The organism is Rothia nasimurium (assembly GCF_004569295.1).
GTDB classification, from domain to species: Bacteria; Actinomycetota; Actinomycetes; order Actinomycetales; family Micrococcaceae; genus Rothia; species Rothia nasimurium_B.
Genome location: NZ_SPQC01000010.1, coordinates 41,640 through 64,965, shown reverse-complemented (window position 1 = coordinate 64,965; position 23,326 = coordinate 41,640). Strand labels below are relative to the sequence as shown.

At 60.3% G+C, this 23,326-nt stretch carries 23 protein-coding genes; 10 read left to right on the top strand and 13 right to left on the bottom strand.

The window, feature by feature from the left end; translation table 11 throughout:
* From pgl to tkt, 5 genes are all read right to left on the bottom strand, one after another.
* Window positions 1-540, bottom strand: a 540-nt coding sequence (gene pgl / locus E4U03_RS04165) for a 6-phosphogluconolactonase (RefSeq protein WP_135011760.1), incomplete at its 3' end; no start/stop codon positions are given.
* Window positions 533-1,516 (bottom strand): glucose-6-phosphate dehydrogenase assembly protein OpcA, encoded by a 984-nt coding sequence (locus E4U03_RS04160; RefSeq protein ID WP_135011758.1) that lies wholly within the window; start codon window positions 1,514-1,516, stop codon window positions 533-535. The genes pgl and E4U03_RS04160, both read right to left, overlap by 8 nt.
* Complete coding sequence (gene zwf, locus E4U03_RS04155) at window positions 1,513-3,048, bottom strand: glucose-6-phosphate dehydrogenase (protein ID WP_135011756.1); 1,536 nt, start codon at window positions 3,046-3,048, stop codon at window positions 1,513-1,515. Before zwf ends, E4U03_RS04160 begins: the two co-directional genes overlap by 4 nt.
* A gap of 185 nt (window positions 3,049-3,233) precedes the next feature.
* Window positions 3,234-4,340: a transaldolase gene (tal, locus tag E4U03_RS04150; RefSeq protein ID WP_135011754.1), complete on the bottom strand. Its 1,107-nt coding sequence runs from the start codon at window positions 4,338-4,340 to the stop codon at window positions 3,234-3,236.
* A gap of 26 nt (window positions 4,341-4,366) precedes the next feature.
* Window positions 4,367-6,478, bottom strand: a complete 2,112-nt coding sequence (gene tkt / locus E4U03_RS04145; RefSeq protein WP_135011752.1) for a transketolase — start codon at window positions 6,476-6,478, stop codon at window positions 4,367-4,369.
* 478 nt (window positions 6,479-6,956) lie between these two features.
* Between tkt and E4U03_RS04140 the strand changes: the two genes are divergently transcribed.
* The gene (locus E4U03_RS04140; RefSeq protein WP_416220611.1) at window positions 6,957-7,916 is read left to right on the top strand and encodes a heme o synthase; all 960 of its coding nucleotides are present in this window, start codon (window positions 6,957-6,959) and stop codon (window positions 7,914-7,916) included.
* 80 nt (window positions 7,917-7,996) lie between these two features.
* On the opposite strand, the gene E4U03_RS04135 is transcribed toward E4U03_RS04140, so the two are convergent.
* From E4U03_RS04135 to E4U03_RS04120, 4 genes are all read right to left on the bottom strand, one after another.
* Entirely contained in the window at window positions 7,997-8,332 is a 336-nt protein-coding gene (locus tag E4U03_RS04135) for a hypothetical protein (protein ID WP_135011750.1), read from the bottom strand.
* Window positions 8,333-9,138: 806 nt separating this feature from the next.
* The gene (locus E4U03_RS04130) at window positions 9,139-10,308 is read right to left on the bottom strand and encodes a COX15/CtaA family protein (protein WP_135011748.1); all 1,170 of its coding nucleotides are present in this window, start codon (window positions 10,306-10,308) and stop codon (window positions 9,139-9,141) included.
* A gap of 41 nt (window positions 10,309-10,349) precedes the next feature.
* Complete coding sequence (locus E4U03_RS04125) at window positions 10,350-11,117, bottom strand: ABC transporter permease (RefSeq protein WP_135011746.1); 768 nt, start codon at window positions 11,115-11,117, stop codon at window positions 10,350-10,352.
* Window positions 11,114-12,148, bottom strand: coding sequence for an ABC transporter ATP-binding protein (locus E4U03_RS04120; RefSeq protein ID WP_416220609.1), 1,035 nt, complete (start codon window positions 12,146-12,148; stop codon window positions 11,114-11,116). The genes E4U03_RS04125 and E4U03_RS04120 overlap by 4 nt, the downstream gene beginning before the upstream one ends.
* 233 nt (window positions 12,149-12,381) lie before the next feature.
* Between E4U03_RS04120 and E4U03_RS04115 the strand changes: the two genes are divergently transcribed.
* From E4U03_RS04115 to E4U03_RS04085, 7 genes are all read left to right on the top strand, one after another.
* Window positions 12,382-13,140 (top strand): helix-turn-helix transcriptional regulator, encoded by a 759-nt coding sequence (locus tag E4U03_RS04115; protein WP_245207661.1) that lies wholly within the window; start codon window positions 12,382-12,384, stop codon window positions 13,138-13,140.
* 99 nt (window positions 13,141-13,239) lie between these two features.
* Window positions 13,240-14,697 carry a Fe-S cluster assembly protein SufB gene (gene sufB, locus E4U03_RS04110; protein WP_135011742.1) on the top strand — a complete coding sequence of 486 codons (1,458 nt, stop codon included), beginning with the start codon at window positions 13,240-13,242 and terminating at the stop codon, window positions 14,695-14,697.
* A gap of 3 nt (window positions 14,698-14,700) precedes the next feature.
* Window positions 14,701-15,948, top strand: a complete 1,248-nt coding sequence (sufD, locus tag E4U03_RS04105) for a Fe-S cluster assembly protein SufD (RefSeq protein ID WP_135011740.1) — start codon at window positions 14,701-14,703, stop codon at window positions 15,946-15,948.
* Between the two features lie 29 nt (window positions 15,949-15,977).
* Entirely contained in the window at window positions 15,978-16,736 is a 759-nt protein-coding gene (gene sufC / locus E4U03_RS04100; protein ID WP_135011738.1) for a Fe-S cluster assembly ATPase SufC, read from the top strand.
* 27 nt (window positions 16,737-16,763) lie between these two features.
* Entirely contained in the window at window positions 16,764-17,093 is a 330-nt protein-coding gene (locus E4U03_RS04095) for a metal-sulfur cluster assembly factor (protein WP_135011736.1), read from the top strand.
* A 612-nt stretch (window positions 17,094-17,705) separates the two neighbouring features.
* The gene (locus E4U03_RS04090; protein WP_135011733.1) at window positions 17,706-18,209 is read left to right on the top strand and encodes a hypothetical protein; all 504 of its coding nucleotides are present in this window, start codon (window positions 17,706-17,708) and stop codon (window positions 18,207-18,209) included.
* Window positions 18,210-18,375: 166 nt separating this feature from the next.
* Complete coding sequence (locus tag E4U03_RS04085; RefSeq protein ID WP_209304115.1) at window positions 18,376-19,638, top strand: FAD-dependent oxidoreductase; 1,263 nt, start codon at window positions 18,376-18,378, stop codon at window positions 19,636-19,638.
* Between the two features lie 73 nt (window positions 19,639-19,711).
* Here the strand turns inward: E4U03_RS04085 and E4U03_RS04080 are convergent, their stop codons facing one another.
* Together E4U03_RS04080 and E4U03_RS04075 are read right to left on the bottom strand one after the other, a co-directional pair.
* Window positions 19,712-19,897: a hypothetical protein gene (locus tag E4U03_RS04080; protein ID WP_135011732.1), complete on the bottom strand. Its 186-nt coding sequence runs from the start codon at window positions 19,895-19,897 to the stop codon at window positions 19,712-19,714.
* Window positions 19,894-20,682, bottom strand: coding sequence for a hypothetical protein (locus E4U03_RS04075; RefSeq protein WP_135011730.1), 789 nt, complete (start codon window positions 20,680-20,682; stop codon window positions 19,894-19,896). The genes E4U03_RS04080 and E4U03_RS04075 overlap by 4 nt, the downstream gene beginning before the upstream one ends.
* 634 nt (window positions 20,683-21,316) lie before the next feature.
* Here E4U03_RS04075 and E4U03_RS04070 point away from each other — a divergent pair.
* Window positions 21,317-21,628, top strand: coding sequence for a hypothetical protein (locus E4U03_RS04070; RefSeq protein WP_135011728.1), 312 nt, complete (start codon window positions 21,317-21,319; stop codon window positions 21,626-21,628).
* Between the two features lie 286 nt (window positions 21,629-21,914).
* Window positions 21,915-22,715 (top strand): ImmA/IrrE family metallo-endopeptidase, encoded by an 801-nt coding sequence (locus tag E4U03_RS04065; RefSeq protein ID WP_167752275.1) that lies wholly within the window; start codon window positions 21,915-21,917, stop codon window positions 22,713-22,715.
* On the opposite strand, the gene E4U03_RS04060 is transcribed toward E4U03_RS04065, so the two are convergent.
* Entirely contained in the window at window positions 22,712-22,930 is a 219-nt protein-coding gene (locus tag E4U03_RS04060) for a hypothetical protein (RefSeq protein ID WP_135011724.1), read from the bottom strand. The two genes, E4U03_RS04065 and E4U03_RS04060, sit on opposite strands and share 4 nt — an antisense overlap.
* Window positions 22,931-23,020: 90 nt before the next feature.
* Window positions 23,021-23,248, bottom strand: coding sequence for a TipAS antibiotic-recognition domain-containing protein (locus tag E4U03_RS13710; RefSeq protein WP_416220610.1), 228 nt, complete (start codon window positions 23,246-23,248; stop codon window positions 23,021-23,023).
* Between the last annotated feature and the right edge of the window lie 78 nt (window positions 23,249-23,326).

The following is a 23,326-nucleotide window of genomic DNA, read 5'->3' as shown; positions in this document are numbered from 1 at the left end:
GGGCTTGGGGGAGTTGTGCACCGCAAGGGCGGTAGCCTCAGCCTCTAGAATCTCGGCCCGGTCGGGGAAGAGGGAGGCGACGTGACCATCGGGCCCCATACCCAGCAGGGTCAAGTCGAAGAGGGGGGACGCCTCACCTTCGGGGGCGTAGCGAGCCAGCTCAGCGGTGTAGGCTCCGGCCGCTGCCTCCGAGGTGTCAAAAACATCTGAGGCACCCATAACGTGCAGGTTCTCTTCCGGCAACCCCAGGGAAGTGAGCCAGGCGTCCTTGGCCTGCTGTTCGTTGCGATCAGCGTGGCCGCGCGGCACAAACCGCTCGTCTGACCACCAGAAATGAACCTTGGACCAGTCCACGGTAGCGCTCAGCGGGCTTTCTGCAATACCCGCAAGCACCGCAATGCCCATGGTGCCGCCGGTCAGCGATAGATGGGCAATACCGCGGGCAGCCACAGCGGTGGCAGCCACATTGATGATGCGGGTGGCACCTGCCAGCTGCAGCTGGGCCTTATCGAGGTGGGGAACGACGACAGGATTAGGCATCGTAGACCTCCGTATAGTCGGCGCCCTCATCGTGCACATCGTCTACGTTCACATCGACCACGATGTTGCCACTGGCGACAACAGACTTGAGCACCTCGCCGTAGACCTCATCGGGGTCAAGGCGGCGCAGCTCTTCTGCCAGGCAGTCGGCCAGGGAACGGGCCGGCAGGGAAATCTGCTGGTCGGGCACACCGGGGGAAGAAATGGTAGCAATGTTGCGACCGGGGCGGTGGATGATGATGGAGCCGTCTTCGCGTTCTAGCTCCATCTTGTAGAGGCCGCGCTGCACGTCGGTGGTGCGCAGGTGCACCTCAGCGCCCAGGCGGTCACCGAGCCAGGCACCGAGCAGAACGACCGAGGGGCTCATGGACGAACCGGAGACCACCACACGCTTGACGGGGGCAGGCTCGATTTGGTCGAAGACCGCGGCAATCTGAATACGCCAGAGGGTCAGTCGAATCCAGGCTAGGTCGGTGTCGCCGTCCTTGTAGCTGGCAGCCAGCTTCTCTAGCACGCCCAGGGGGTCGTAGGCGCGGGCTGAATCGGTGATACGGCGCTGGGCAATCTTGCCGATAGAGTGCTCCGCCGGGTTCTCGGGGACCGAGTGGGGCCACCAGGCCACGATGGGGGAGTCAGGCAGCAACAGCCCCGAAATTAGGGACTCGGTAGCAACTGCAGCTGAGCCGTACCCGCGCAGAATGATGAGTTCTGAAGCACCCGTGTCGCCGCCCACGTAAATGCGGGCATCAAGCCGGTCGTCGGCGTCCTGACCGTAGTCAATATGGACGATAATGCGGGAGGGGTGCTCGTAGGAGGCCTTCAGGGCCGCCTCAACCGCGGTCTTTGAGTGGCCCTTTTCGGCCAGAATGACCAGGGTCAGCACGCGAGAGGATGTGGTCGCCCCCTCCTCACTGCGTAGGCGGGAGAGCTCCTTGGCAACCTCGCCCACAGTGGTGTCTTTGAGTTTCTTCATCATGGGCGCCTCCAAGCACGGCCGTCGCGTTCCAGCATTTCGTGGGCAGAAGCCGGGCCCCACGAACCGGGGGCGTAGGCTTCGGGTTTGATTTTGTTTTCTTCCCAGTACTCTTCGAAGGGGTCAAGAATCTTCCAGGAGAGCTCAACCTCTTCGTGGCGGGGGAAGAGCGGGGGCTCACCGAGCAGCACATCGAGGATCAGACGCTCGTAGGCCTCGGGGGACTCTTCTGTGAAGGAGTGGGAGTAGCCAAAGTCCATGTTGACATCGCGGATTTCCATCTGGGTGCCGGGCACCTTAGAGGCAAAGCGCAGGGTCATGCCCTCATCGGGTTGCACACGAATCACAATTGCGTTCTGGCCGGAGCTATCGGCGCTACCGCCGAAGAGCAGGTTGGGAGCCTTCTTGAAGACCACGGCAATTTCGGTGACGCGGCGGCCCAGACGCTTGCCCGCGCGCAGGTAGAAGGGCACGCCCGCCCAGCGGCGGGTGTTGATGTTCAGCTTGAGAGCGGCGAAGGTTTCGGTGCGGGAGTCGGCAGGAATGTCGTTCTCCTCGAAGAAGCCGTTGACCTCTTCACCGCCCTGGTTGCCGGCAGCGTACTGGCCGATGGCGAAGGCTGAGGCGATGTCGTCGGGAATCTGGACTGCCTCAAGCACCTTGGCCTTCTCGGCGCGCAGGTGTTCGGCGTTGAAGCTGACGGGCTCTTCCATGGCTGTGAGCGCCAGCAGCTGCAGCAGGTGGTTCTGAATGACGTCGCGGGCAGCGCCCACGCCGTCGTAGTAGCCAGCGCGGGTACCGATGCCGATGTCTTCGGCCATGGTGATCTGCACGTGGTCGACGTTGGTGGCATTCCACAGGGGCTCAAACATCTGGTTAGCAAAGCGCATGGCCAGAATATTCTGCACGGTTTCTTTGCCCAGGTAGTGGTCGATACGGAAGACCGAATCGGCGGGGAAGACCCGCTCAACAATGGCGTTGAGCTCGCGGGCGGTTTCGAGATTGTGGCCGAAAGGCTTTTCGATAACCACACGGCGCCAACCCTCGTGCTGGTTGTGGTTAGCCAGGTCGTGATCGGCTAGCTTCTGCAGTACCTGGTCGAAGTCCTTGGGCGGAATCGACAGGTAGAAGGCGTGGTTGCCGCGGGTGCCTCGGGTTTCGTCGAGCTCTGCCAGGGTCGCCTTGAGCTTTTCAAAGGACTCATCGGAGTCGAAGGTGCCGGTGACAAAGCGAATGCCGGCAGCGAACTGGTTCCAGACGTCCTCGCGGAAGGGGGTGCGGGCGTGGGCTTCAACGTGCCCGCGCACCTCCTGCTGGAAGTCCTCGTGGCTCCACTCGCGGCGTCCGAAACCGACCAGGCCGAAGCTGGGCGGGAGCAGGCCGCGGTTGACCAGGTCGTAGACCGCGGGGAGTAGTTTCTTGCGCGCAAGGTCGCCGGTGACGCCGAAGAAGACCAGGGAGGACGGGCCTGCCACGCGGGTCAGTCTGCGGTCGCGCGGGTCGCGCAGGGGGTTTGAATCGTGAGTGTTGGCCACCGCCGTGAATCCTTCACAGGTTGGTTGGGGCGGCAGCTGTGAAAGGTATGGGGGCTGCCGCGGTTCTCTTGTTCTAGTGTACTAGTGCCCACCGGGTCGGCGGGTGCTTGCCGCCGGGCTGGGGTGATGGTGAACGGGTGCAGTGAGGGTGGGGGATACGCCCCCACCCTCAGCGTGAAACGGTACTACTTGCTGTCAGCCAGTGCGGCGGTGACGGTATCGAGCAGTTCCTTCCAGGAGACCTCGAACTTCTCAACACCTTCGGTTTCCAGCTTTTCTACCACGTCGTTGTAGGAGATACCTACAGCTTCAAGCTGGTTGAGGATCTCGGCGGATTCCTCGTATGTGCCCTCGATAGCGTTACCCGCAACCTCTGCGTGGTCGAAGGTTGCGTTGAGGGTTGCCTCGGGCATGGTGTTGACGGTGCCGGGGGCTGCAATTTCGGTGACGTAGAGGGTATCGGGGTAGGCGGGGTTCTTCACGCCGGTGGATGCCCAGAGCGGACGCTGGCGGTTGGCACCTGCGGCTTCCAGTCGGGCCCAGCGCTCGGAGGAGAAGGCCTGCTCGTAGACCTCGAAGGCCAGGCGGGCGTTAGCTACACCGGCCTTGCCGCGCAGGGTGAGGGCTTCGTCGGTGCCGATAGCCTCAAGGCGGGCATCGATCTCAGTGTCGACGCGGGAGACGAAGAAGGAAGCAACGGAATGGATCTTTGAGAGGTCCTTACCGTTTTCCAGTGCCTTTTCGAGGCCCAGCAGATAGGCGTTGATGACGGCGCGGTAACGCTCCAGGGAGAAAATCAGGGTGACGTTGACCGAGATACCTTCAGCCAGGGCCTCAGCGATGGGCTCTAGGCCCTCTTCGGTGGCGGGAATCTTGATCATGACGTTCTCACGGCCAACTGCTGAGTAGAGCTCCTTAGCCTGGGCCAGGGTAGTAGCTGATTCGCGGGCCAGCAGGGGAGAGACCTCGATGGAGACACGGCCGTCAAAGCCCTGGGTTGCCTCGTAGATGGGGGCAAAAACGTCGCAGGCGTCGCGTACGTCGTCAATCATGGCAGCAAAGCCAGCTGCCTCTGCCTCGGTGCCTTCTTCTGCCAGCTTCTTCATCTGCTCGGCGTAGGCTGCGCCGTTCGACAGGGCGGCAGCGAAGATGGAGGGGTTGGTGGTTACACCGACCACGTTCTTGGTGTCGATGAGCTCCTGCAGGTTACCGCTGGTGAGACGCTCGCGGGAGAGGTCATCGAGCCAGATGGAGACGCCTGCGTCTGAAAGCTTCTGGGTGGGGGTAGTCATAATGTTTTCCTTAACTTGAAGTTTGGTTAGCGGGCAGCGGCGATGGACTCACGGGCCTTGGCAGCGACGTTCTCGGCGGTGAAGCCGTAGTCGGCGAAGAGTTCCTCGGCTGAGGCTGATGCACCGTAGTGTTCCAGAGAAACGGCACGGCCTGCTTCGCCCAGAATGTCCGTCCAGGGCATGGCCAGACCGGCTTCAACGGTCACGCGGGCCTTAACGGCGGAGGGGATGACTGACTCGCGGTACTCGGCAGACTCGGCTGCGAACCACTCGCGGCAGGGCATGGAGACAACACGGGCGGCGATGCCCTCTTCTGCCAGCTGGGTGCGGGCAGCTAGGGCAACCTCGACCTCAGAACCGGTGGCAATCAGGATGACGTCTGGAGTGCCTTCGGTATCAGCCAGTACATAACCGCCGCGGGCAGCGCCGTTAGCGGAAGCGAACTTCTCGCCCTCGGCGCCCGCATGCAGGTCTTCACGAGCTACGTTGGTCAGGTCCTGGCGGGAGAGTACCAGGCCGGCGGGGTGGTCCTTGATGTCCAGGATCTTGCGCCAGGCTACGGCGGTCTCGTTGCCATCGGAGGGGCGCACAACATCGAGGTTGGGGATTGCGCGCATAGCGGTCAGGTGCTCAACGGGCTGGTGGGTGGGGCCGTCCTCACCCAGACCGATGGAGTCGTGGGTCCAGACGAAGATGTTGGGCACACCCATGAGCGCTGCCAGGCGGACGGCCGGGCGCTGGTAGTCGGTAAAGACGAAGAAAGTGCCGGAGAAAGGACGGGTGGGTGAAGATAGCGCGATACCGTTGGTGATAGCTGCGGCGGCGTGCTCGCGAATACCGAAGTGCAGCACACGACCGTAGGGGTGGCCGGTCCAGCTTTTGGTGGAGCGGGACTCGGGGTTAAAGGACTTCTCGGTATCGATGGTGGTGTTGTTTGACCCGGCCAGGTCGGCTGAGCCGCCCCAGAGCTCGGGCAGAACCGGAGCGATTGCGTTGATGACCTTGCCCGATGCTGCACGGGTTGCGATGGAGGTGCCAGCCTCAAAGGTGGGCAGGGCCTCATCAAGGTCGGCGGGGAGCTCGCCAGCGACCAGGCGCTCGTAGAGCTTGGCCTGCTCGGGGTTGGCGGCAGCCCAGGCGTCGAAGGACTTCTGCCACTCGTCGCGCTCAGCTGCGCTGCGCTCAACCAGGGCGCGGGTGTGCTCAAGAATCTCGGGCTCTACCACGAAGTGCTGTTCAGGGTCGAAGCCCAGCACCTTCTTGGTGGCTGCAACTTCGTCGGCACCCAGCTTGGAGCCGTGGATGCCACCGGTGTTCTGCTTGGTGGGGGCGGGGTGGCCGATAATGGTGCGCAGCTCGATGAAGGAGGGCTTATCGGTGACCTTGGTTGCTGCGATGATAGCGTCGTAGAGGGCCTCGACGTCTTCCTTGTAGTCGCCGCCAGCGGTCCAATCGACCTTGGCAACGTCCCAGCCGTAGGCCTCGTAGCGGGCTGCGACGTCCTCGGTGAAGGCGACGTCGGTGTCATCTTCAATGGAGATGTGGTTGCGGTCGTAGATGACGACCAGGTTGCCCAACTGCTGGTGACCAGCCAGAGCGGACGCCTCTGCGGTTACACCCTCCTGCACATCGCCCTCAGAGGCAATAGTGAAGACGGTGTGGTCAAAGGGAGAGGTGCCGGGGGCAGCTTCGGGGTCGAAAAGGCCGCGCATGCGACGCTGGGCGTAGGCAAAGCCCACAGCGGACGCCAGACCCTGGCCCAGAGGGCCGGTAGTGATTTCGACGCCCTTGGTATGACCAAACTCGGGGTGGCCGGGAGTCAGGGCACTCGCGGTGCGCAGAGCCTTAATGTCGTCAAGCTCCAGACCAAAACCACCCAGGAAGAGCTGGTTGTACAGGGTCAGCGAGGTGTGGCCGGGGGAGAGAATGAAGCGGTCACGGCCCTCCCAACGGTCATCGCGGGGATCCTGACGCATGACCTTCTGGAAGAGCAGGTAGGCCACAGGAGCCAGGCTCATGGCGGTACCGGGGTGGCCCGAGCCGACCTTCTCAACGGCGTCCGCAGCAAGCACGCGAGCGGTATCAACCGCGCGCTGGTCTTTCTCGGTCCATTCAAGCTTCTGATTCAGGTTAGGCATCAGCCGTCCTCTCTCAATCTGGCTACCCAGAAATATTCATCAAACTTATTCTTCTACCCGCCCACCGCCGCCCAGCGGGGCAAGCCCACACAAGCACACGGAAAAACCGGCAAAAGACGCTACTTCCAGGATAGTTCACCTGCGCATATGTGGGCTTGGTTTGCCTCTCAGCGGACGTCTCCGCTTTAGGGGTGCGCTTAATCTATTAGCCAGGGGGTAGGTAGGCGTTATACGATGTAATTTGACCAAAAGCTCTTTTGGCGTGCTCACAAACCGGCCAAGGTTGGCTAAAAGTGATGGGTACCACCCAAAAAATTGGTGCGAGGGGCACCCGGGCGCGCAGACGGCGTCCGCACCCCAACACGCCGAAAACCGTCACCTGTTTCACATAGTGAATCACCCGGCGGGGGAACCGAAGAGCTGCACACACAACAGTCAAGGGAAGTCAGCATACGTGAAGGGCCATGGCATCAACACCGTGATCGACCGTACCGAAGAAGGCCAGCAAACCCCCGCTGCGCCTGCACCCGGCCGCGTCTCCCTGGGCCGCAAAATTAGGGCCTACATTCACCTCACGAAGCCTCAAATTATTGAGCTGCTTCTGGTGACCACCGCGCCCACCATGATTTTTGCCGCCGGTGGCTTCCCCAACCTCTGGCTGGTGCTCCACACCATGATTGGCGGGTCACTTGCCGCCGGCGCGTCCTGTGCCTTCAACTGCTATATCGACCGCGAAGCTGATCGACTGATGAAGCGCACCGAGAAGCGTCCGCTGGTCACCGGCGAGCTTACCGACCGGGAAGCCCTTATCTTTGCCTGGGTGCTGTCGGTTGTTTCAATCGTGTACCTCTACTTCCTGGTGAACCCGCTGGCTGCCGGTCTCGGCGTCGTCGCGATTTTCCTCTACGTTGTCTTCTACTCCCTGTGGCTGAAGAAGCGCACCAAGCAGAACATCGTCTGGGGCGGCCTGGCGGGCTGCATGCCGGTCTTTATCGCCTGGGCGGCTGTAGAGAACACCATTTCTTGGGCAGCTGTGGTGCTCTTTATGGTGATTTTCCTCTGGACGCCCCCGCACTACTGGCCCCTGTCGATGAAGTACGCCGAGGACTACCGGGCCGCCGGCATTCCCATGCTGGGCGCGACCGACTCAGCTAAGAGCGTGTCGGTGCAGGTGGTGCTGTACGGCTGGGCCATGGTGATGTGCTCCCTGCTGCTGGTTCCCCTGGGGGGCGCTGGCTGGGTGTACACGGCGTCCGCTGTGCTGATTGGGGCCTGGTTCCTCTACCACTGCCACAAGCTGCACCGCCTGGCCCTGGCGGAGCAGGCAACCAGCCGAACCGCTATGGTGGTCTTCCACGGCTCCATTACCTACCTGACTGTGCTATTTATTGCCCTGGCGGTCGACCCCTTCGTGGGCGGCCCGGTGCTCCCCCTCTAAACAGGTAGGTACCATTTAAATCAGAAAAACCCACCTAGTTGGTGGGTTTTTCTGATTTAAATGGTCTTTTCTGGCGGACGCTAGCGGTTAAGGAGGTAGCGAATCTCGGCAACGATTTCTGCCCGACGCGTCATAAGATCAACCCATCGATACCGGCGGACTGTCCACCCCGAATTTTGGAGAAGAGACTCCCGACGGCGCTCAGACCACTCAGAATCTTGTCGTGGACCGAAGCTCTCGTACTTGACCTCACCATCAAACTCAAGGGCAACCATCTGATTAGGATAGGCCAAATCAAGCCTGAAACGTAGCCCGCTAACGGTTACCTCGACCTGTTCGGCTGGTTCTGGCAGACCCGCATCAATCAAGATAAGACGAAGTAAGGTTTCACCCGGGCTTTCGGCATAGGGGCTCATACCCAGTGCAACCCCTCGACATTTGCGGGAACCCCACCCAACTATCTGAGAAAGCTCGTGTGAGAGTTCCTCTACACTCACCAGTTTTTGGTTCAAGGCACTATCTGCGATGACGGTTGCCTCGTTTACGGGAAGATACCGCGCGCAATCTACAACCGTCTGGACCAAACCCGTCACTCTCAAGCCGCCCACGAGCGTCCTGTGCTCCTCTATCGGTTTGTAGGTGTAATGTTTGCGGGTTCCAGCAGCTCGTCCGCGTGAATCTGGTGGGCCAACGATATCGACTGCAGGCGGGGTTTTCGCTAGAGCTAACCCGTGCAGGCAAGCAGCAGCGGCGTGCGAAAAAGTGGTAGATGGGTCTGACAGGTGTACTGCGGCGATCTGGACTCTGTAGATCTCATAGGGCTTCAGGGAGTTCCACCAGGCTGTTGGGCAGTAGATACCCTTTCTGACGCGTGTGAGTTTCTGGGTTTTCACGTCTCGATTAATTTGGTCGTAGGTGTAGCCCTGGTTCAGAAGCTGCCGGGCCGTGCGGACTGCGTTGGTGTATTCATGCATTGACATGGCTCTAGACTCACTGATGCAGTCTCACTTTTGCTAGAGGTAGTGCAGTCTGTGGATAACTTGAAGGCGGGCGGGGCGAGAAAATTCAGGGGATTGAGCCCTGACACGGTAGAAAGTTGGTGCAGTGATGACGCCTCTATGAAGCGTCGGCGCGAGCCTGTGGAAAAGACCATCTAAATCAGAAAAACCCACCTAGTTGGTGGGTTTTTCTGATTTAGATGGTACATACCGGAGGAGGAAGGCTACGCCGTCCGGACGCGTTCCGCCGCCTTCTCGCGCGCAGCGGGGGATGAGAGCACCAGCTGCCGCTCAAACAGCGAAGACGCCGCCAGCGCGAACACACCCGACCCAATCAGGTGCATCTCCACCAGCCAAATCGGCAGCCCGTTGAAGTACTGGGTGTAGCCTACGATGGCCTGGTAGCCCAGCACCACCAGCACAAAGGCCAAAGACTCCCCAAAGATAGGGGCCCACCCCTTTGACCGCCACAGGGCAAAGAAGCCCAGCACCGAAGCGCAGTAGATCCACACGAGAGAACCGTGCAGGCGGGTCACCCATACCGGGTTAAAAGCGTGGCGGTGGGTCTCGGCGTCACCGGCATGCGGGCCGGTACCGGTAGTAACAGTCCCCATGAACATCAGCGCAACAACCAGCACTACGCCGACCCAACCGAGCACCCGCATGAGGTGGGCGGACGCGGGGGCGCCGGCGTCCGCACCCTGAGCCGCCGGGTTGGTGGCGGGGACGAGCCCCTCGCGGGCAGCGGTGCCTCCGAAGTAGCGGTAGACGCGGTTGAGGTAGATACCGGCAATCATGATCATCAGGGCTGAAAGCATGTAGTGGGCGGTAATCATCCAGGGGTTGAGGCGCAGCCAGACCGAGATACCACCGACGACAGCCTGCACCGGAATACCCCAGAGCAGCAGCAGAGTGAGGTTGAAGAGGTCAGAGTAGCGGGAGCGGGGGGCGACAAGGCCGCGCGACTCCAGCCAGGTGCCTACCCCTTGAGCACGGTAGCTCTCGGGGCGACTGCCCACGAGGAGGCCCCAGATGAAGCGACCCAAAGTGACTCGCTCAGGGAACACCACCCGCAGCACTGCCAGGAAGGCGATGACGGTAACGGCGACCAGCACGAAGGTCAGTAGGCGGTTGCCGAATTCGACCATGCCGTGGATGCCCATTTCGGGGGTGGTGGTCCAGGAGCCGTCTGAGGTGCAGCGGGGCCAGGCGTCGCAGCCCAGGCCGGATCCGGTCAGGCGGACGACGCCGCCGGAGATAATGAGCACGATGTTGGCGATGGCTACGGCCCAGGCGGTCTGTTTGACCCAGCGGGTGTAGTTGCGGGGGATAAGTTTTTCACCCAGGGTGGCTGGCTGGTAGTTGCCGGGCGTGGGTGTGTGCGTGGTCGGCATGGAGCTTTCCTTCACGAGGGTTGCGGACGGTGTGGGTCAGGTTAGGCTGACCATTTGAAGAATCGGGTGGCCAGGGTAGCAAAAACAACGGTTGCTATCACCAGGATGAGGTGGGGGAGCAGCAGGAAGCTGTGGTAGATGTAGTCCCCGCGCAGGGCGTTGCCTAAGGCGGCTGAGGGCAACAGGTCGATAATGAAGCCCAGCCATGCGGGGTAGCGGTCGGTGGGGATGAGGATTCCTCCGGCTGCGGCCAGCAGTACCCAGGCCATGTTGACGATGGCCAGGGTCGCTTCGGCGCGCACGGTTCCGGCGATGAGTAGTCCCAGGGAGGTAAAGCAGGCTGCCCCCAGTAAGAGGGTCGGCAGGGACATGAGGACGCCGGGCACAGTGGCCGTCCAGCCCAGTAGCTGGCCGAGTGCCCCCACCAGCAGGTATTGAATCAGGAGGACCGAGAGCACCGCGAGCACCTTGCCCGCAATCAGGCCGCCCTTGCCGAGCGGGGTGGTGGAGATAAAGCGCAGCACCCCGTAACGGCGGTCGAAGCCGGTGGCAATACCCTGACCTGAGAGCGCGGTGGAGAGCACGCACAGGGCTAGCACTCCGGGCACAGCAATGTCGACGCGGCTTACCCCGTAGCGGCTCGCCCATGGGTCGAGGAAGCCGGTGTAAGCGAGAGCCAGTAGGCCCATGATGGGGAAGGCAATGTTCAGCATGAGCTGCTCACCGTTTTTGAGCATGGCGATGGTTTCGAACTTGCCCTGGGCTAGCACGCGGGTGAGGGCTGGTGCTGCTGTGGAGGTGGTGCTCATCGGATATCACTGCCTGATAGTTCGAGGAAGATGTCTTCTAGTGTTTGGCTGGCCAGGGAGAATTCGCCGGGCATGTAGCCCTGGGCGGCCCAGTAGGCGGTGAGGTCGGCTAGGTGCTGGGCCGTGAGCGGGCCGGTGAGCTGGTAGTGACCTTGGGGCTCTTCGACCAGGTGCAGGGGGGAGCCACCTGCGGGCCAGATGGCAGCAAGGGTGATACCGGGCGGGGCGGTGAAGGTGAGGCGGCGGGCGTCGTCCTGCCCACTGGCTAGCACCTGGGCCATGGTTCCGGCCAGTACGACCCTGCCATGCTCAATCATGTAGACGTAGTCGGCGATGCGCTGGGCATCATCGAGCAGGTGGGTGGTGAGTACAACGGCTACGCCGGCGTCACGCTGTTCGCGGATAATGTCGAAAACGACGCTGCGCGATTGGGGGTCGAGGCCGGCGGTGGGCTCGTCGAGAAAGAGAATGTCGGGTCGGCCGATAATGGCAGCTGCCAGGGCTACCCGCTGCTTTTGCCCGCCCGAGAGCCTGCGGATGGTGGTGCCGTTAAAGGCATCGATACCGAGTCGGGATGCTAAGGCATCAACGTCGAGGGGGTTGGTGTACATGCTGGCGATGTGTCGCAGCAGGGGAAGCGGACGGACGGACGGGGGTAGGCCGCCGTCCTGCAGCATGATACCCACGCGGGCACGTAGTTCAGGGGAAGCCCCCCAGGGGGTGTGACCGAGCAGGGAGATGCTGCCGCTGGTGGGTTTGAGTAGGCCTTGGGCGCAGGCTAGGGTGGTGGTTTTTCCGGCCCCGTTAGCTCCCAGCAGAACCGTTACCTGCCCCGGTTCAATGGTCAGGGAGAGGTGGTCTACCGCTCGTTTGAGTCCCTCGCTGGTGAGGGCTTCGGGGTGCGTGCGCGCGAAGTCCTTGGAGGGAGTGAAGTCCTTGACCAGGTTGTCAATGATGAGAGCGGCGGACGCGGGTGCGTCAGATGTGCTCTCACGTGGGCTAAGGCTGGGGGGCAGGCGGTGTGTCGTCACCCGTCTATTCTAGCCCTTTCGTTTCGGCTCTGGGCGGACGCTTGCTGCCGGGTGGGGGATTCACAGCGAGTTTTCACGCTGGCGGGTGTCAGGCTGAAACAAAAGGGTTTATTATGAGTAAATCATAATAATGTGACCGACTGTACTGCCTTAATATAGGTAGTCCTTACTAGCTTAAAGGGTCTCAATTACGACATACTTTATTTGTGTATTCCGCAGAGAAAGGCAGAACTGTGTCCACTAAAACTGCCCGCCCTGCAGAAACAGAGGAACGCACGCGAGACCGCGTGCTCCAGGGAGTTCTCACTCACGGCCCTGTTTCTGCGGCCAAACTGGGTGAACTGCTCAGCCTCACCCCGGCAGCCGTCCGCCGCCACCTCGACGCGCTTGAAAAGAACAACCTCATCGAGGTTGCCTCCCACCGCCAGCACGGTGCCGGAGCAGGCCGTCCCGCCCGCCGCTACGTCATTGCCCCGCAGGGGCACAGCGAACTGGGCAACGACTACCTCGACATCGCCCGTGACGCCCTCACCATGCTGAAGGACGCCGTCGGTGAAGACGCCCTGCGCCAGTTCGCCTCAGCCCGCGCCCACGACATGGCAGGGCGCTACCGCCCCATCGTCGAAGCGGCAGGCGACGACGTCTCAGCCCGCGCCGAAGCGCTCGCAGAGGCAATGACCCGCGACGGCTTCGTCGCCACCGCCAATGAGATGGCCCCGGCTGTTGGCATGCGGTCCAAGCTGCCCGATAACTTGCTGGCCTCTATCCAGCTCTGCCAGGGCCACTGCCCCGTACGAGACCTTGCCGAAGACTTCTCCGTCTTCTGCGACCAGGAAACCGAAATCATCTCCGAACTTCTCGGGGTTGATGTGCGCAGACTCTCCACCATGGCAGGTGGTGCCCACGTCTGCACCACCCATATCCCGCTCGGCCGCCCACCGGCGTCCGCCCCACCAAACCCCGAAGAAACCGCAGGCGACACCGCCCCCTAAAACTTTCCACCGGCAGGGTATGCCCAGCAGATTCTGCCACTGAGAAGAAGATTTCACCGACTTGCCTCGGTGAAAACCAACCCACCAAGAAAGGCCGTAATGACTGAACAGGTTGAGCGCACCGCCAACAACACCGTCATTTCAGAAATTCTGGAGGCAAACCCCGAACTCGAAGGTATCGGTACCTACGAGTACGGCTGGGCTGACTCCGATGAAGCAGGCCAGGCTGCAAAGCGTGGTCTTGACGAAGATGTCGTGCGCGACATTTCAGCCAAGAAGAACGAACCCGAATGGATGCTGGACCTTCGCCTGAAGGCCCTCAAGTTCTTCGACCGCAAGCCCATGCCCACCTGGGGCGCAGACCTCTCGGACATCGACTTCGACAACATCAAGTACTTCGTCCGCTCCACCGAGCGCCAGGCCGAAACCTGGGAAGAACTGCCCGAAGACATCCGCAACACCTACGAAAAGCTCGGCATCCCCGAAGCAGAACGTAACCGCCTGGTCGCCGGCGTAGCCGCCCAGTACGAGTCAGAGGTTGTCTACCACCAGATCCGCGAGGACCTCGAAGCCCAGGGCGTTATCTTCCTGGACACCGACACCGCCCTCAAGGAACACCCCGAGTTCTTCGAAGAATACTTCGGCTCCGTCATCCCCGCCGGTGACAACAAGTTCGCCGCCCTGAACACCGCCGTATGGTCAGGTGGCTCCTTCGTCTACGTGCCCCCGGGAGTTCACGTAGAGATCCCCCTGCAGGCCTACTTCCGCATTAACACCGAGAACATGGGCCAGTTCGAGCGTACCCTCATCATCGCTGATGAGGGCTCCTACGTTCACTACATCGAAGGCTGCACCGCCCCCATCTACAAGACCGACTCCCTGCACTCAGCAGTAGTTGAAATCGTGGTCAAGAAGAACGCCCGCGTTCGATACACCACCATTCAGAACTGGTCGAACAACGTCTACAACCTGGTGACCAAGCGCGCCATCGCCCACGAGGGTGCCACCATGGAATGGATCGACGGCAACATCGGCTCCAAGGTCACCCAGAAGTACCCCGCTGTCTACATGGTCGGTGAGCACGCCAAGGGCGAGACTCTCTCCATTGCTTTCGCAGGCGAGGGCCAGCACCAGGACACCGGTTCCAAGATGGTCCACATCGCCCCCAACACCTCATCCACCATCGTGTCCAAGTCTGTGGCTCGTAACGGTGGACGTGCCGCCTACCGCGGCCTGGTACAGGTGCGCGAAGGTGCCTCCCACGCTAAGAGCTCGGTGGTCTGTGACGCCCTGCTGGTCGACACCATCTCCCGCTCAGATACCTACCCCTACGTAGATATCCGCGAGGACGACGTCACCATGGGCCACGAGGCAACCGTCTCCCGCGTCTCAGAAGAACAGCTCTTCTACCTGCAGCAGCGCGGCCTGCCCGAAGACGAAGCTATGGCCATGATCGTGCGTGGCTTCGTGGAGCCCATCGCCCGCGAGCTGCCCATGGAATACGCGCTTGAACTCAACCGCCTGATCGAACTCCAGATGGAAGGATCCGTAGGCTAAATTATGGCTAACGCAGAAAACCAGGGTCACAACAACCCCGCGATTCCCGGTATGGACCAGGAAGGTGAGAAGCTCGCAACCGAGCTGGCCACCGACGACACCATCCGCGTCTCAAAGCACAACACCGACAAGGTCGAGATTGACGGCTCCCGCGCCGAACGTAAGACCTCCTACAAGGTTGAAGACTTTGCAGCCCTCACCGGCCGCGAAGAAGACTGGCGTTTCACCCCGCTTAAGCGCTTGGGCGGTCTGCACACCGATGAACTCACCGGTGCTGCCCCCGCTGTAGAGGTCAAGGCCCCCGCCGGCGTCCAGGTCGAGACTATCGCCCGTGACGACGCCCGCATCGGCTCCGCCGGTATTCCCGAGGACCGCGTAGCGGCCAACGCCTGGAGCACCTTCTCCGAGGCAACCGCCATTACCGTTCCCGCCGAAGCTGAACTGGAAGGCCAGATTGAGGTTGCTATCAACGGCACCCACAAGGACGCCGCAGCCCAGCACCTCTTCATTGAGACCAAGCCTTTCTCCAAGGCCGTTGTCGTACTGCGCCACACCGGCTCAGCTGTGCTCTCCCAGAACGTTGAGTTCAAGGTGGGTGACTCGTCCTCACTGACCGTCATCACCGTTCAGCAGTGGGAGGACGACGCGATTCACGCCTCAGCCCAGTACGCTGCTCTGGGTCGCGACGCCAAGTTCAAGCACGTTAATATCTCCCTCGGTGGCGACCTGGTGCGCGTCACCCCCTCCACCAAGTTCACCGCCCCTGGCGCTGAAACCGAGATGTACGGTCTCTACTTCGTCGATGCCGGCCAGCACATTGAGAACCGCCTCTTCGTGGCCCACACCGAGCCCAACTGCAAGTCCCGCGTCACCTACAAGGGTGCCCTGCAGGGCAAGGGCGCACACTCGGTATGGGTAGGCGATGTGCTCATCGGTAAGGACGCAGAAGGCACCGACACCTACGAGCTCAACCGCAACCTGATTCTCGAAGACGGCCCCCGCGCTGACTCCGTGCCCAACCTGGAAATCGAAACCGGTCTCATCGAAGGCGCCGGCCACGCATCCACCACCGGTCAGCTCGACGAGCAGCACCTTTGGTACCTGCAGGCCCGCGGTATTCCCGAGGCTGAAGCCCGCCGCCTGGTCGTCCGCGGCTTCCTCAACGAGATTATTCAGCAGATTCGCATCCCCGAGCTCGAAGAACAGCTCACCGATGCCCTCGAAGCTGAACTCGCGATTTCCAACAACTAAAGCTTTACCTTTTACAGGAGAAACAAACTATGGCAACCCTTGAAATCAAGGACCTCCACGTCTCCGTTATTCTGGACGACGAAAACACCAAGCCCATCCTCAAGGGCGTCAACCTCACCATCAACTCCGGTGAAATCCACGCCATCATGGGCCCCAACGGCTCCGGTAAGTCCACCCTGGCCTCTACTATCGCCGGCCACCCCAAGTACCAGATTGACTCCGGTGAGATTCTGCTCGACGGTGAAGACGTCACCGAGATGTCCGTCGACGAGCGCGCCCGCGCCGGCCTCTTCCTGGCTATGCAGTACCCCGTCGAAATCCCCGGCGTCACCATGAGCAACTTCCTGCGCTCAGCCAAGACCGCTGTTGACGGCGAAGCCCCCGCCCTGCGCACCTGGACCAAGGACGTCAAGGCAGCTATGGAGAACCTCTCCATCGACCCCGCCTTCATCTCCCGTAACGTCAACGAAGGCTTCTCCGGCGGCGAGAAGAAGCGCCACGAGATCCTGCAGCTGGAACTGCTCAAGCCCAAGTTCGGCATTCTCGATGAGACCGACTCCGGCCTGGACGTCGACGCTCTCAAGGTTGTTTCTGAGGGCGTTAACCGCGCCCACCAGGCCAACGACATGGGCGTTATGCTGATTACCCACTACACCCGCATCCTGCGCTACATCAAGCCCCAGTTCGTTCACGTTTTCGTGGACGGCAAGATGGTAGACCAGGGCGGCTCCGAGCTCGCTGACCGTCTTGAAGAAGAGGGCTACGAGCGCTACCTGGCTGCTAAGTAGTAGCGGCTGAACTGAAAGGTGACTGCTATGTTAGAAGCCCCCGCTGGTGCCCCCAGCCAAGAGGTCATCGAAGAAGCCCTCATGAACGTGATTGACCCCGAACTGGGCGTCAACATCGTTGACCTGGGTCTGCTCTACGGTATGCGCTGGAATGACGAAGGCGCCCTCGTGCTCGACATGACCCTGACCACCGCCGCCTGCCCCCTGCAGGACGTCATTGAGGAACAGATTCAGCAGAACCTGGAAACCATGATTGATGAGTGGCACGTGAATTGGGTTTGGATGCCCCCGTGGGGCCCCGAGCGCATCACCGAGGACGGCCGCGACCAGATGCGCGCTCTCGGCTTCAACATCTAACCAACGCGGTTAACATGTGAGGACGCTGCCCCGCGCCCTCCTTGCCCATGGGCCGGGGAGTGCGGGGCAGCGTCCTTGTTGTAACCGGTCATGTTGATCCGGGATCACACATCGCAGTAGGCGGGGTGGGTGCCGAAACCCTAAGCTAGGTATACACACCTTGCACCGCCCATCAGCCGGCGGGCTACTCGCACCCAGCTCAAAGCCCCCTTCTCACTCAAAAACCCAACCTGGCTACCAAGGCCGGGGCCACCGGCTACTCCCGCAACGCCGGTCGCTTCAGCTTCAGCCAGAACGGGCCGGACGCCAACTGGCGCCCCTACCTCAACGGCACCGTCAACGGCCTCTCAGCAGCAGATGACGGGGCAACCGTCGCCACCGCAGGCTACTTCTCAGAGATCAACGGCACCAAGACCTGGAAGCTAGCCCAGCTCAACACCACCGACGTCCTGACCTGGCCCTCAGCCGGTCACCCCGGTTGAGCCCCCCGGTCGTTGAAGAGCCGCTCCCGCTGAGCCCGAGCGCCTTGCTGAGGCTCCTGCCAACGATACCGTCATCAACAACGCTGCTCCCATTGAGCCGTTTGCGGTTCCGGCAGAAAACTCTGAGCCGGTGCTGGCATCGGGTGACGAGTGGAAGATTGCCTTCGGTCTGAACGCCTGGCAGGGCCTGGACTCCACCTGGCGCGCCACCGACTACAAGTACGACACCGCCAAGTGGTACACCACCTACTCCTCTGTAGGCTGGGGCGAGCCGCGTGTGGCGACCATGTACCAGTTCTCATCCAGCGCTCAGCCGGTGTCGATGATGCTGCGCAAGGAGCTCGATCTCTACCTGGCAGCGGGTCAGAAGTTGGTACTCACCACCTACGTGGACGACGGCATGATGATCTGGGTCAACGGCAAGGAATACACCCGCCAGAACCTGATCTGGGGTGCCCTGCCCACCTACACCGCCACCCGCGCTGCGGACTTCGGCGCCGCCCGCACCACCCCGCTGGTCATTGAGATTCCCGCCTCTGACCTCAAGCAGGGCAAGAACTCCATCGCGGTGATGGTCAACTCCAACACCAAGGGTGCAGCAACCACCTTCGACATGATTGGCGAGGTGCGATAGCCCCGGTTTTGAAACCCAGCTAGCCCCTGAAAACTCCCCGTTCCTAGATGTTCAGCGTCTGGTGCGGGGAGTTTTTTCTAAGCGAAAAAGCTGGGCAGGTGCCCGGGGTGGACGCCTGCCGGGAGTAAGGTAGGCAGGGTAAACCCCTAAGAAACACAGAGGAGTCATGATGGAACAGCTCACCGTAGATGTACTGGTGATTGGTTTTGGTAAGGCCGGAAAGACCATTGCGATGAAGCGAGCTGCTGCCGGCGACAGGGTAGCGCTGGTCGAGCAAAACCCGGACATGTACGGCGGTACCTGCATCAACATTGGTTGTGTGCCGACCAAGTTCTTATTGGAACAGGCCCACTCCCACCGGGAATTCACCCAGGCCCGCGATGCCCGCAATACTTTCATCGACCGTCTGAACGCTGCTAACCAGAAGATGGTGGAAGGCAAGGGCGTGCTGCTTCTAGACGGTGCTGCCCGGTTCCTTGATTCTTCTACTGTTCAGGTGGGGGAGCAGGTGCAGGTGAGCGCCTCGACCATCATTATTAACACCGGGGCCAGCTCGGGTGTTGAGGTGGGCGGACGTGTGCACGACTCCACCAGCATCCAGCAGCTAGAGCACACCCCGGCGTCACTGGCCATTATTGGCGGCGGGCCGATTGGTCTAGAATTCGCTACCATGTTCTCGGGCTTCGGTAGCCGGGTGACCATCTATAAAGGTGAGGGGGACTTCCTACCCGCCCTCGACCGGCACATTGCCCAAGCGGTGCGCGAGCACCTAGAAGCCCAGGGCGTGACTCTTGTTGATCAGCGCGTCTCGGTAGACCAGGCCACAGACCAGCTCAACGACGAGGTGATACTGGTAGCGACCGGACGCCGCCCGGCAGTTGCGGGGCTGGATCTTGAGGCTGCGGGGGTCAAGTACACCGAGAAGGGGGTTGAGGTTGATGAACACTGCCGCACCAGTGCTGAGGGTATCTACGCGGTCGGGGACGTAACCGGCGCACCCCAGTTCACCTACGCGTCCTATGACGACCACCGAATTGTGCTGTCGCACCGCTGGGGCGACGGAACCCGAACCCGCACCGGCCGTCTGTTGCCCACCACCACCTTTATCAATCCGCCGCTCTCAACCGTGGGGCTCACCGCTGAGGCCGCTGGTGCTCACCACGAGATTGAGGTGCGCGAGTCAAAAATTGCTGACCTGGCGATTGTGCCCCGCCCCAAGATTATGGGTCGGCCTGAGGGCATCGCCCAGTTCGTGCTCGACCAAGAAACCAACCAGATTCTGGGTGCCACCCTCTGGTGCATTGACTCCCAGGAGCTGATCAACACGGTAGCCCTGGCCATGACCCAGAAGATCCCGGCTGCCACGGTCGGTGAGGGCATCTACACCCACCCCTCAACCTCTGAGGTATTCAACGCGCTGCTGGCCTAGGTGAGCGAACGTGCACCAAATCGCTGAGCGTGCGCATGGTTGGTGCACGCTCAGCGATATGATGCACGCTCGGTTAGGGCGCAGCGGAGCCTCCCGCCGCCACAGCCGCCCCCACCCGCGCGAGCGGGCTGCGCTCGCGGTAGCCGGCTAGCAGGGGCTCGCCCAGATAGGCATCGGTGCGCTCGATGTTCAGCGTGATGGCCTTAGGGGTTGCCTCTAAAACACAGTCGGCGGGCAGAATAGAGCGAAATTCAATCATCTCTTCTTTCTGGGTCTTGTTGAAGGTGCCGGTTGCCTCCCAGGCAGAACGCAGGACGGACGCCACCTCTTGGCGGGAAAGGCCGTTTCTAGCCCAAAACGGGCCAGGGGTTCTTGCAGAATCTCGGCGGTGAGCCAGACCCAGTTGCGTGAAAAACGCTGAATCTCGTGGGCAGTCAGGTGGTCGAGCCGCTGGCTGAGGGTGTAGAGCACGTGGCGGTAGAGGTTGCTGTTGACCGACCCCGCCAAAGAGGTGAAGTTATAGACCTGCTGGTCAGTGGGCTTGTAGTCGCTGGTAATGGAGATATACCAGACACGTTTTTTGATGGCTTCTTGCAGCACAGCCCCGTCGGCGTTTGAGGTCAGAATAATGGTTCCTTGTGGGCCCTCAAACCCGTTGGAGCGCAGGTTGGCCCAGTGCTTGATTTTGCCCTGTACCGTTGCCCCGTTGAGGAACTGGGTGCCCACCTCGTCGATGATGAGGGGTGAGACTTCACCCGATTCCATGTAGCTGTTCATATAGTTAATGGACCCGGTTTTTGACCCGTAGGTGGTTTTGAGCAGCTCTTCGGCCAGCAGAGGAGAGGAGTCACCGATGAAGGGATTGAGGTAGTCGTCAACCATGGTGGTTTTACCTGATGACCCAGACCCCAAAATAGCCAGGAGAACAGGGATTTTGTCGGGGTTTTCACCGGTTTCCATGACTAGGTGGCGGATACGCCAGAGCACCGGGGCCGTCATGGCAAAGAGGAAAGCGCTCAGGGCTTGGTGGGATTCATCGCGCATCTTGTTGTCCCGGTAGGAGAGCACGATATCGACGAAGGTGGAGGTATCGCGGGCGGTGACTTCTGCGTCGGTGAGCGGGGTAAGCTCCTTCCCCTCGTGGTTGATGAGCAGGGTGCCGTCGTCGGTGGCAACCCAGCGGGGGTGCGCGGTTTACCGGCGGGGCTGTCGAAGCGGCCCCGGCAGAGGGTGCTGTGCTCGTGGTTTTGGGTCATGGCTGCCCGGGTGAGGTTCATGGACCCGGTGAGAATCGCAAACTCGTCGGCCGAGTAACCTGCCGTGAGCTCCCAAAAGTCCGGCGTGTAGAGCATAGTGCGGGTGTTGAGATCGAAGACGGTGAGCATGATAGTACCTCTCGTAGAACAGTGAATAAGTTGATTACAAGTGTGAGAGAAAAGCCTTATATCCGGGTGAATTTGAGGTGAAACGAAGGTCAATAACTTCCGGTTTTTTACCTTTTAATGAGAGGATAGTTTCACTATATTAGTAGGCCAAGTAAGGAGTGGGTTATGCCCCAGATTGATGTTCTTCCGATCGAATTGTTAGCCCTAACCACCAGGTATCACTTATGGTGGCTACGGGCACCGCTCAAACAGGCACAAAGAAATCGCCGTCTAACGCAACGCCCAAGGGGGTAATGACTGAAAGAGATGTGTGGAATAACCGGCACTCAGACCAGCAGACACTCGGTGGACTGGCTGATTTGCTATCAGAGCCAATGCCGGTAACCTGGGTACTGCTGTACTTCTATAGTAAAGCAAAGAACCATATTCGCGTGGAGCTCTCACAGCCTGCCCCTGACGGTTTCAAGGACGGCTACATTAGGGTCTGGAAAGAACGAATAATTCTGCCCACCCTAGAATTTGGTTCTGAAGAGCTTCTCCTAGATGCTCAGCCAGATTCCACACCCGATATTGATTTCTTGATAGGCGATGCAGAAGCAAGTTAGCACAATTGACCCCAACCGTGTAAGGGCTGCACGAGAATCTGCAGGCCTTACAAAAGTACAATTAGCTAATTTTTTGCAGGTTGAGCCCCGAACCATCAATACCTACGAAAACGATGGGGCACCAGCAAAGCACGCTGACTCACTAGCGGCTGCGACAGGTCGGCCTCAAAGTTTCTTTACGGGTTCCCCTTTCGAACTTATTAGCCTAGACGACGTCTATTTTAGGTCTGCTAAGAAGGTTTCTAAGAAGTCCAAGTACGAGAGCACTTCGTTAGGTGCAATTGGCATGGAGTTCTTTGAGCACTTTGTGAAGCCTTATCAGTTACCTCAGGTAGGTGTTCCAACTTTTGATAACACTGAGCCTCAGATGGCAGCTCAGCAACTGCGTATTCTCTGGGGGTTGGGCGAACACCCTCTACCTAATCTTGTGCAGCTTTTTGAATCACGGGGTATTCGTGTGCTGTCCTTACCTAAGGTAGCCGAGAAGCTTGATGCTTTTAGCCACTGGTATCCAGATGGCCAGCCCTATATTTTTCTTAAAACGAGTAAAACAGCTGAGCGTATGCGCTTTGATCTTGCTCATGAACTTGGGCATCTGGTGATGCACTCACGTGGCTCCTATCTTGCGGAGCGGGATGTCGAAAAAGAAGCTGATAGGTTTGCTTCGGAGTTTCTCATGCCTGCTCGGGCTATTCGGGCTGAAATGCCACGCTCAGCGGGCCTGGACTCCATTTTTTCCTTGAAAAAGAAATTCCGAGTATCTGCTATGGCTATGAACTACCGTGGCGGTGAGCTTGATATTTTGACTGAGTGGGGCCAGCGTCAGAACTACGTTTCCCTTAACAAACTCGGGTATAAAATGGGGGAGCCCGACGGCTATAAGCCTGATAGTTCTCGGGTGATTCCGTATATTGTGGCGGACATGCGTGAGAAAGGTAAGAGCATCGCGGCGCTTGCGGCAACGGTGGGTGTGACCATGCAAGAGGTTAACGGTTTTACCTTTGGTGAGGTGATGGCTCCTGTGAAGTCAGTGGCGACCTCAGTTGAGAAAAGCCCTGCGGGCAGGCCAGCTTTGCGGGTGCTCTAGCTGAGGCTATCCCAGTTGCGCTCAGCTAGCAGTTCTCGGGTAGCTTCCATGCTGGCCTGTAGGTTCTCTAGAACCTGAGGTAGGGGAAGGGGTAGGTGCCAGTCAGCGTCCGTATCTTGCTCCCAGTCGAAGGACGCCCACGGCTCAGGTAGGGTGCGGCTGAGCAAGATTTTTTCCCGCCAGTAGTCCTCAACGAACCAGAGGTGCCCAGCCATACAACGAGCGTGCGTCATATCGCTGAGCGTGCGGCTGATAGGTGCACGCTCAGCGATATGACGCACGCTCGGTTAGGTGAGAGGCGGTTGCTAGTCCCAGGTAGGGTTAGCCAGATCCACACCGGACAGCTGGGCCTCTGCCTCGATAGCATCGGCCAGCCACTGAGCCAAGCCGGGCTGCTGGGACTCATAGTAGCGGGTGAACTGCTCGTCGCTGATGTAGCTGCGTGAGATGAGGTAGTGCTTGGCGGTGGGCGCGGACGAGTTCGCCCGCCTCGGTGCCGTCCGTCGGCAGGTTGCGGCGCACGGCGTCCGCAGCAGCTTCGGCCTGGTAATTGGCGAATTTTGGAAATCAGGTCCCCTTGGGGGTGGCAGTGAGCGGGAGCCTGCTCCGCC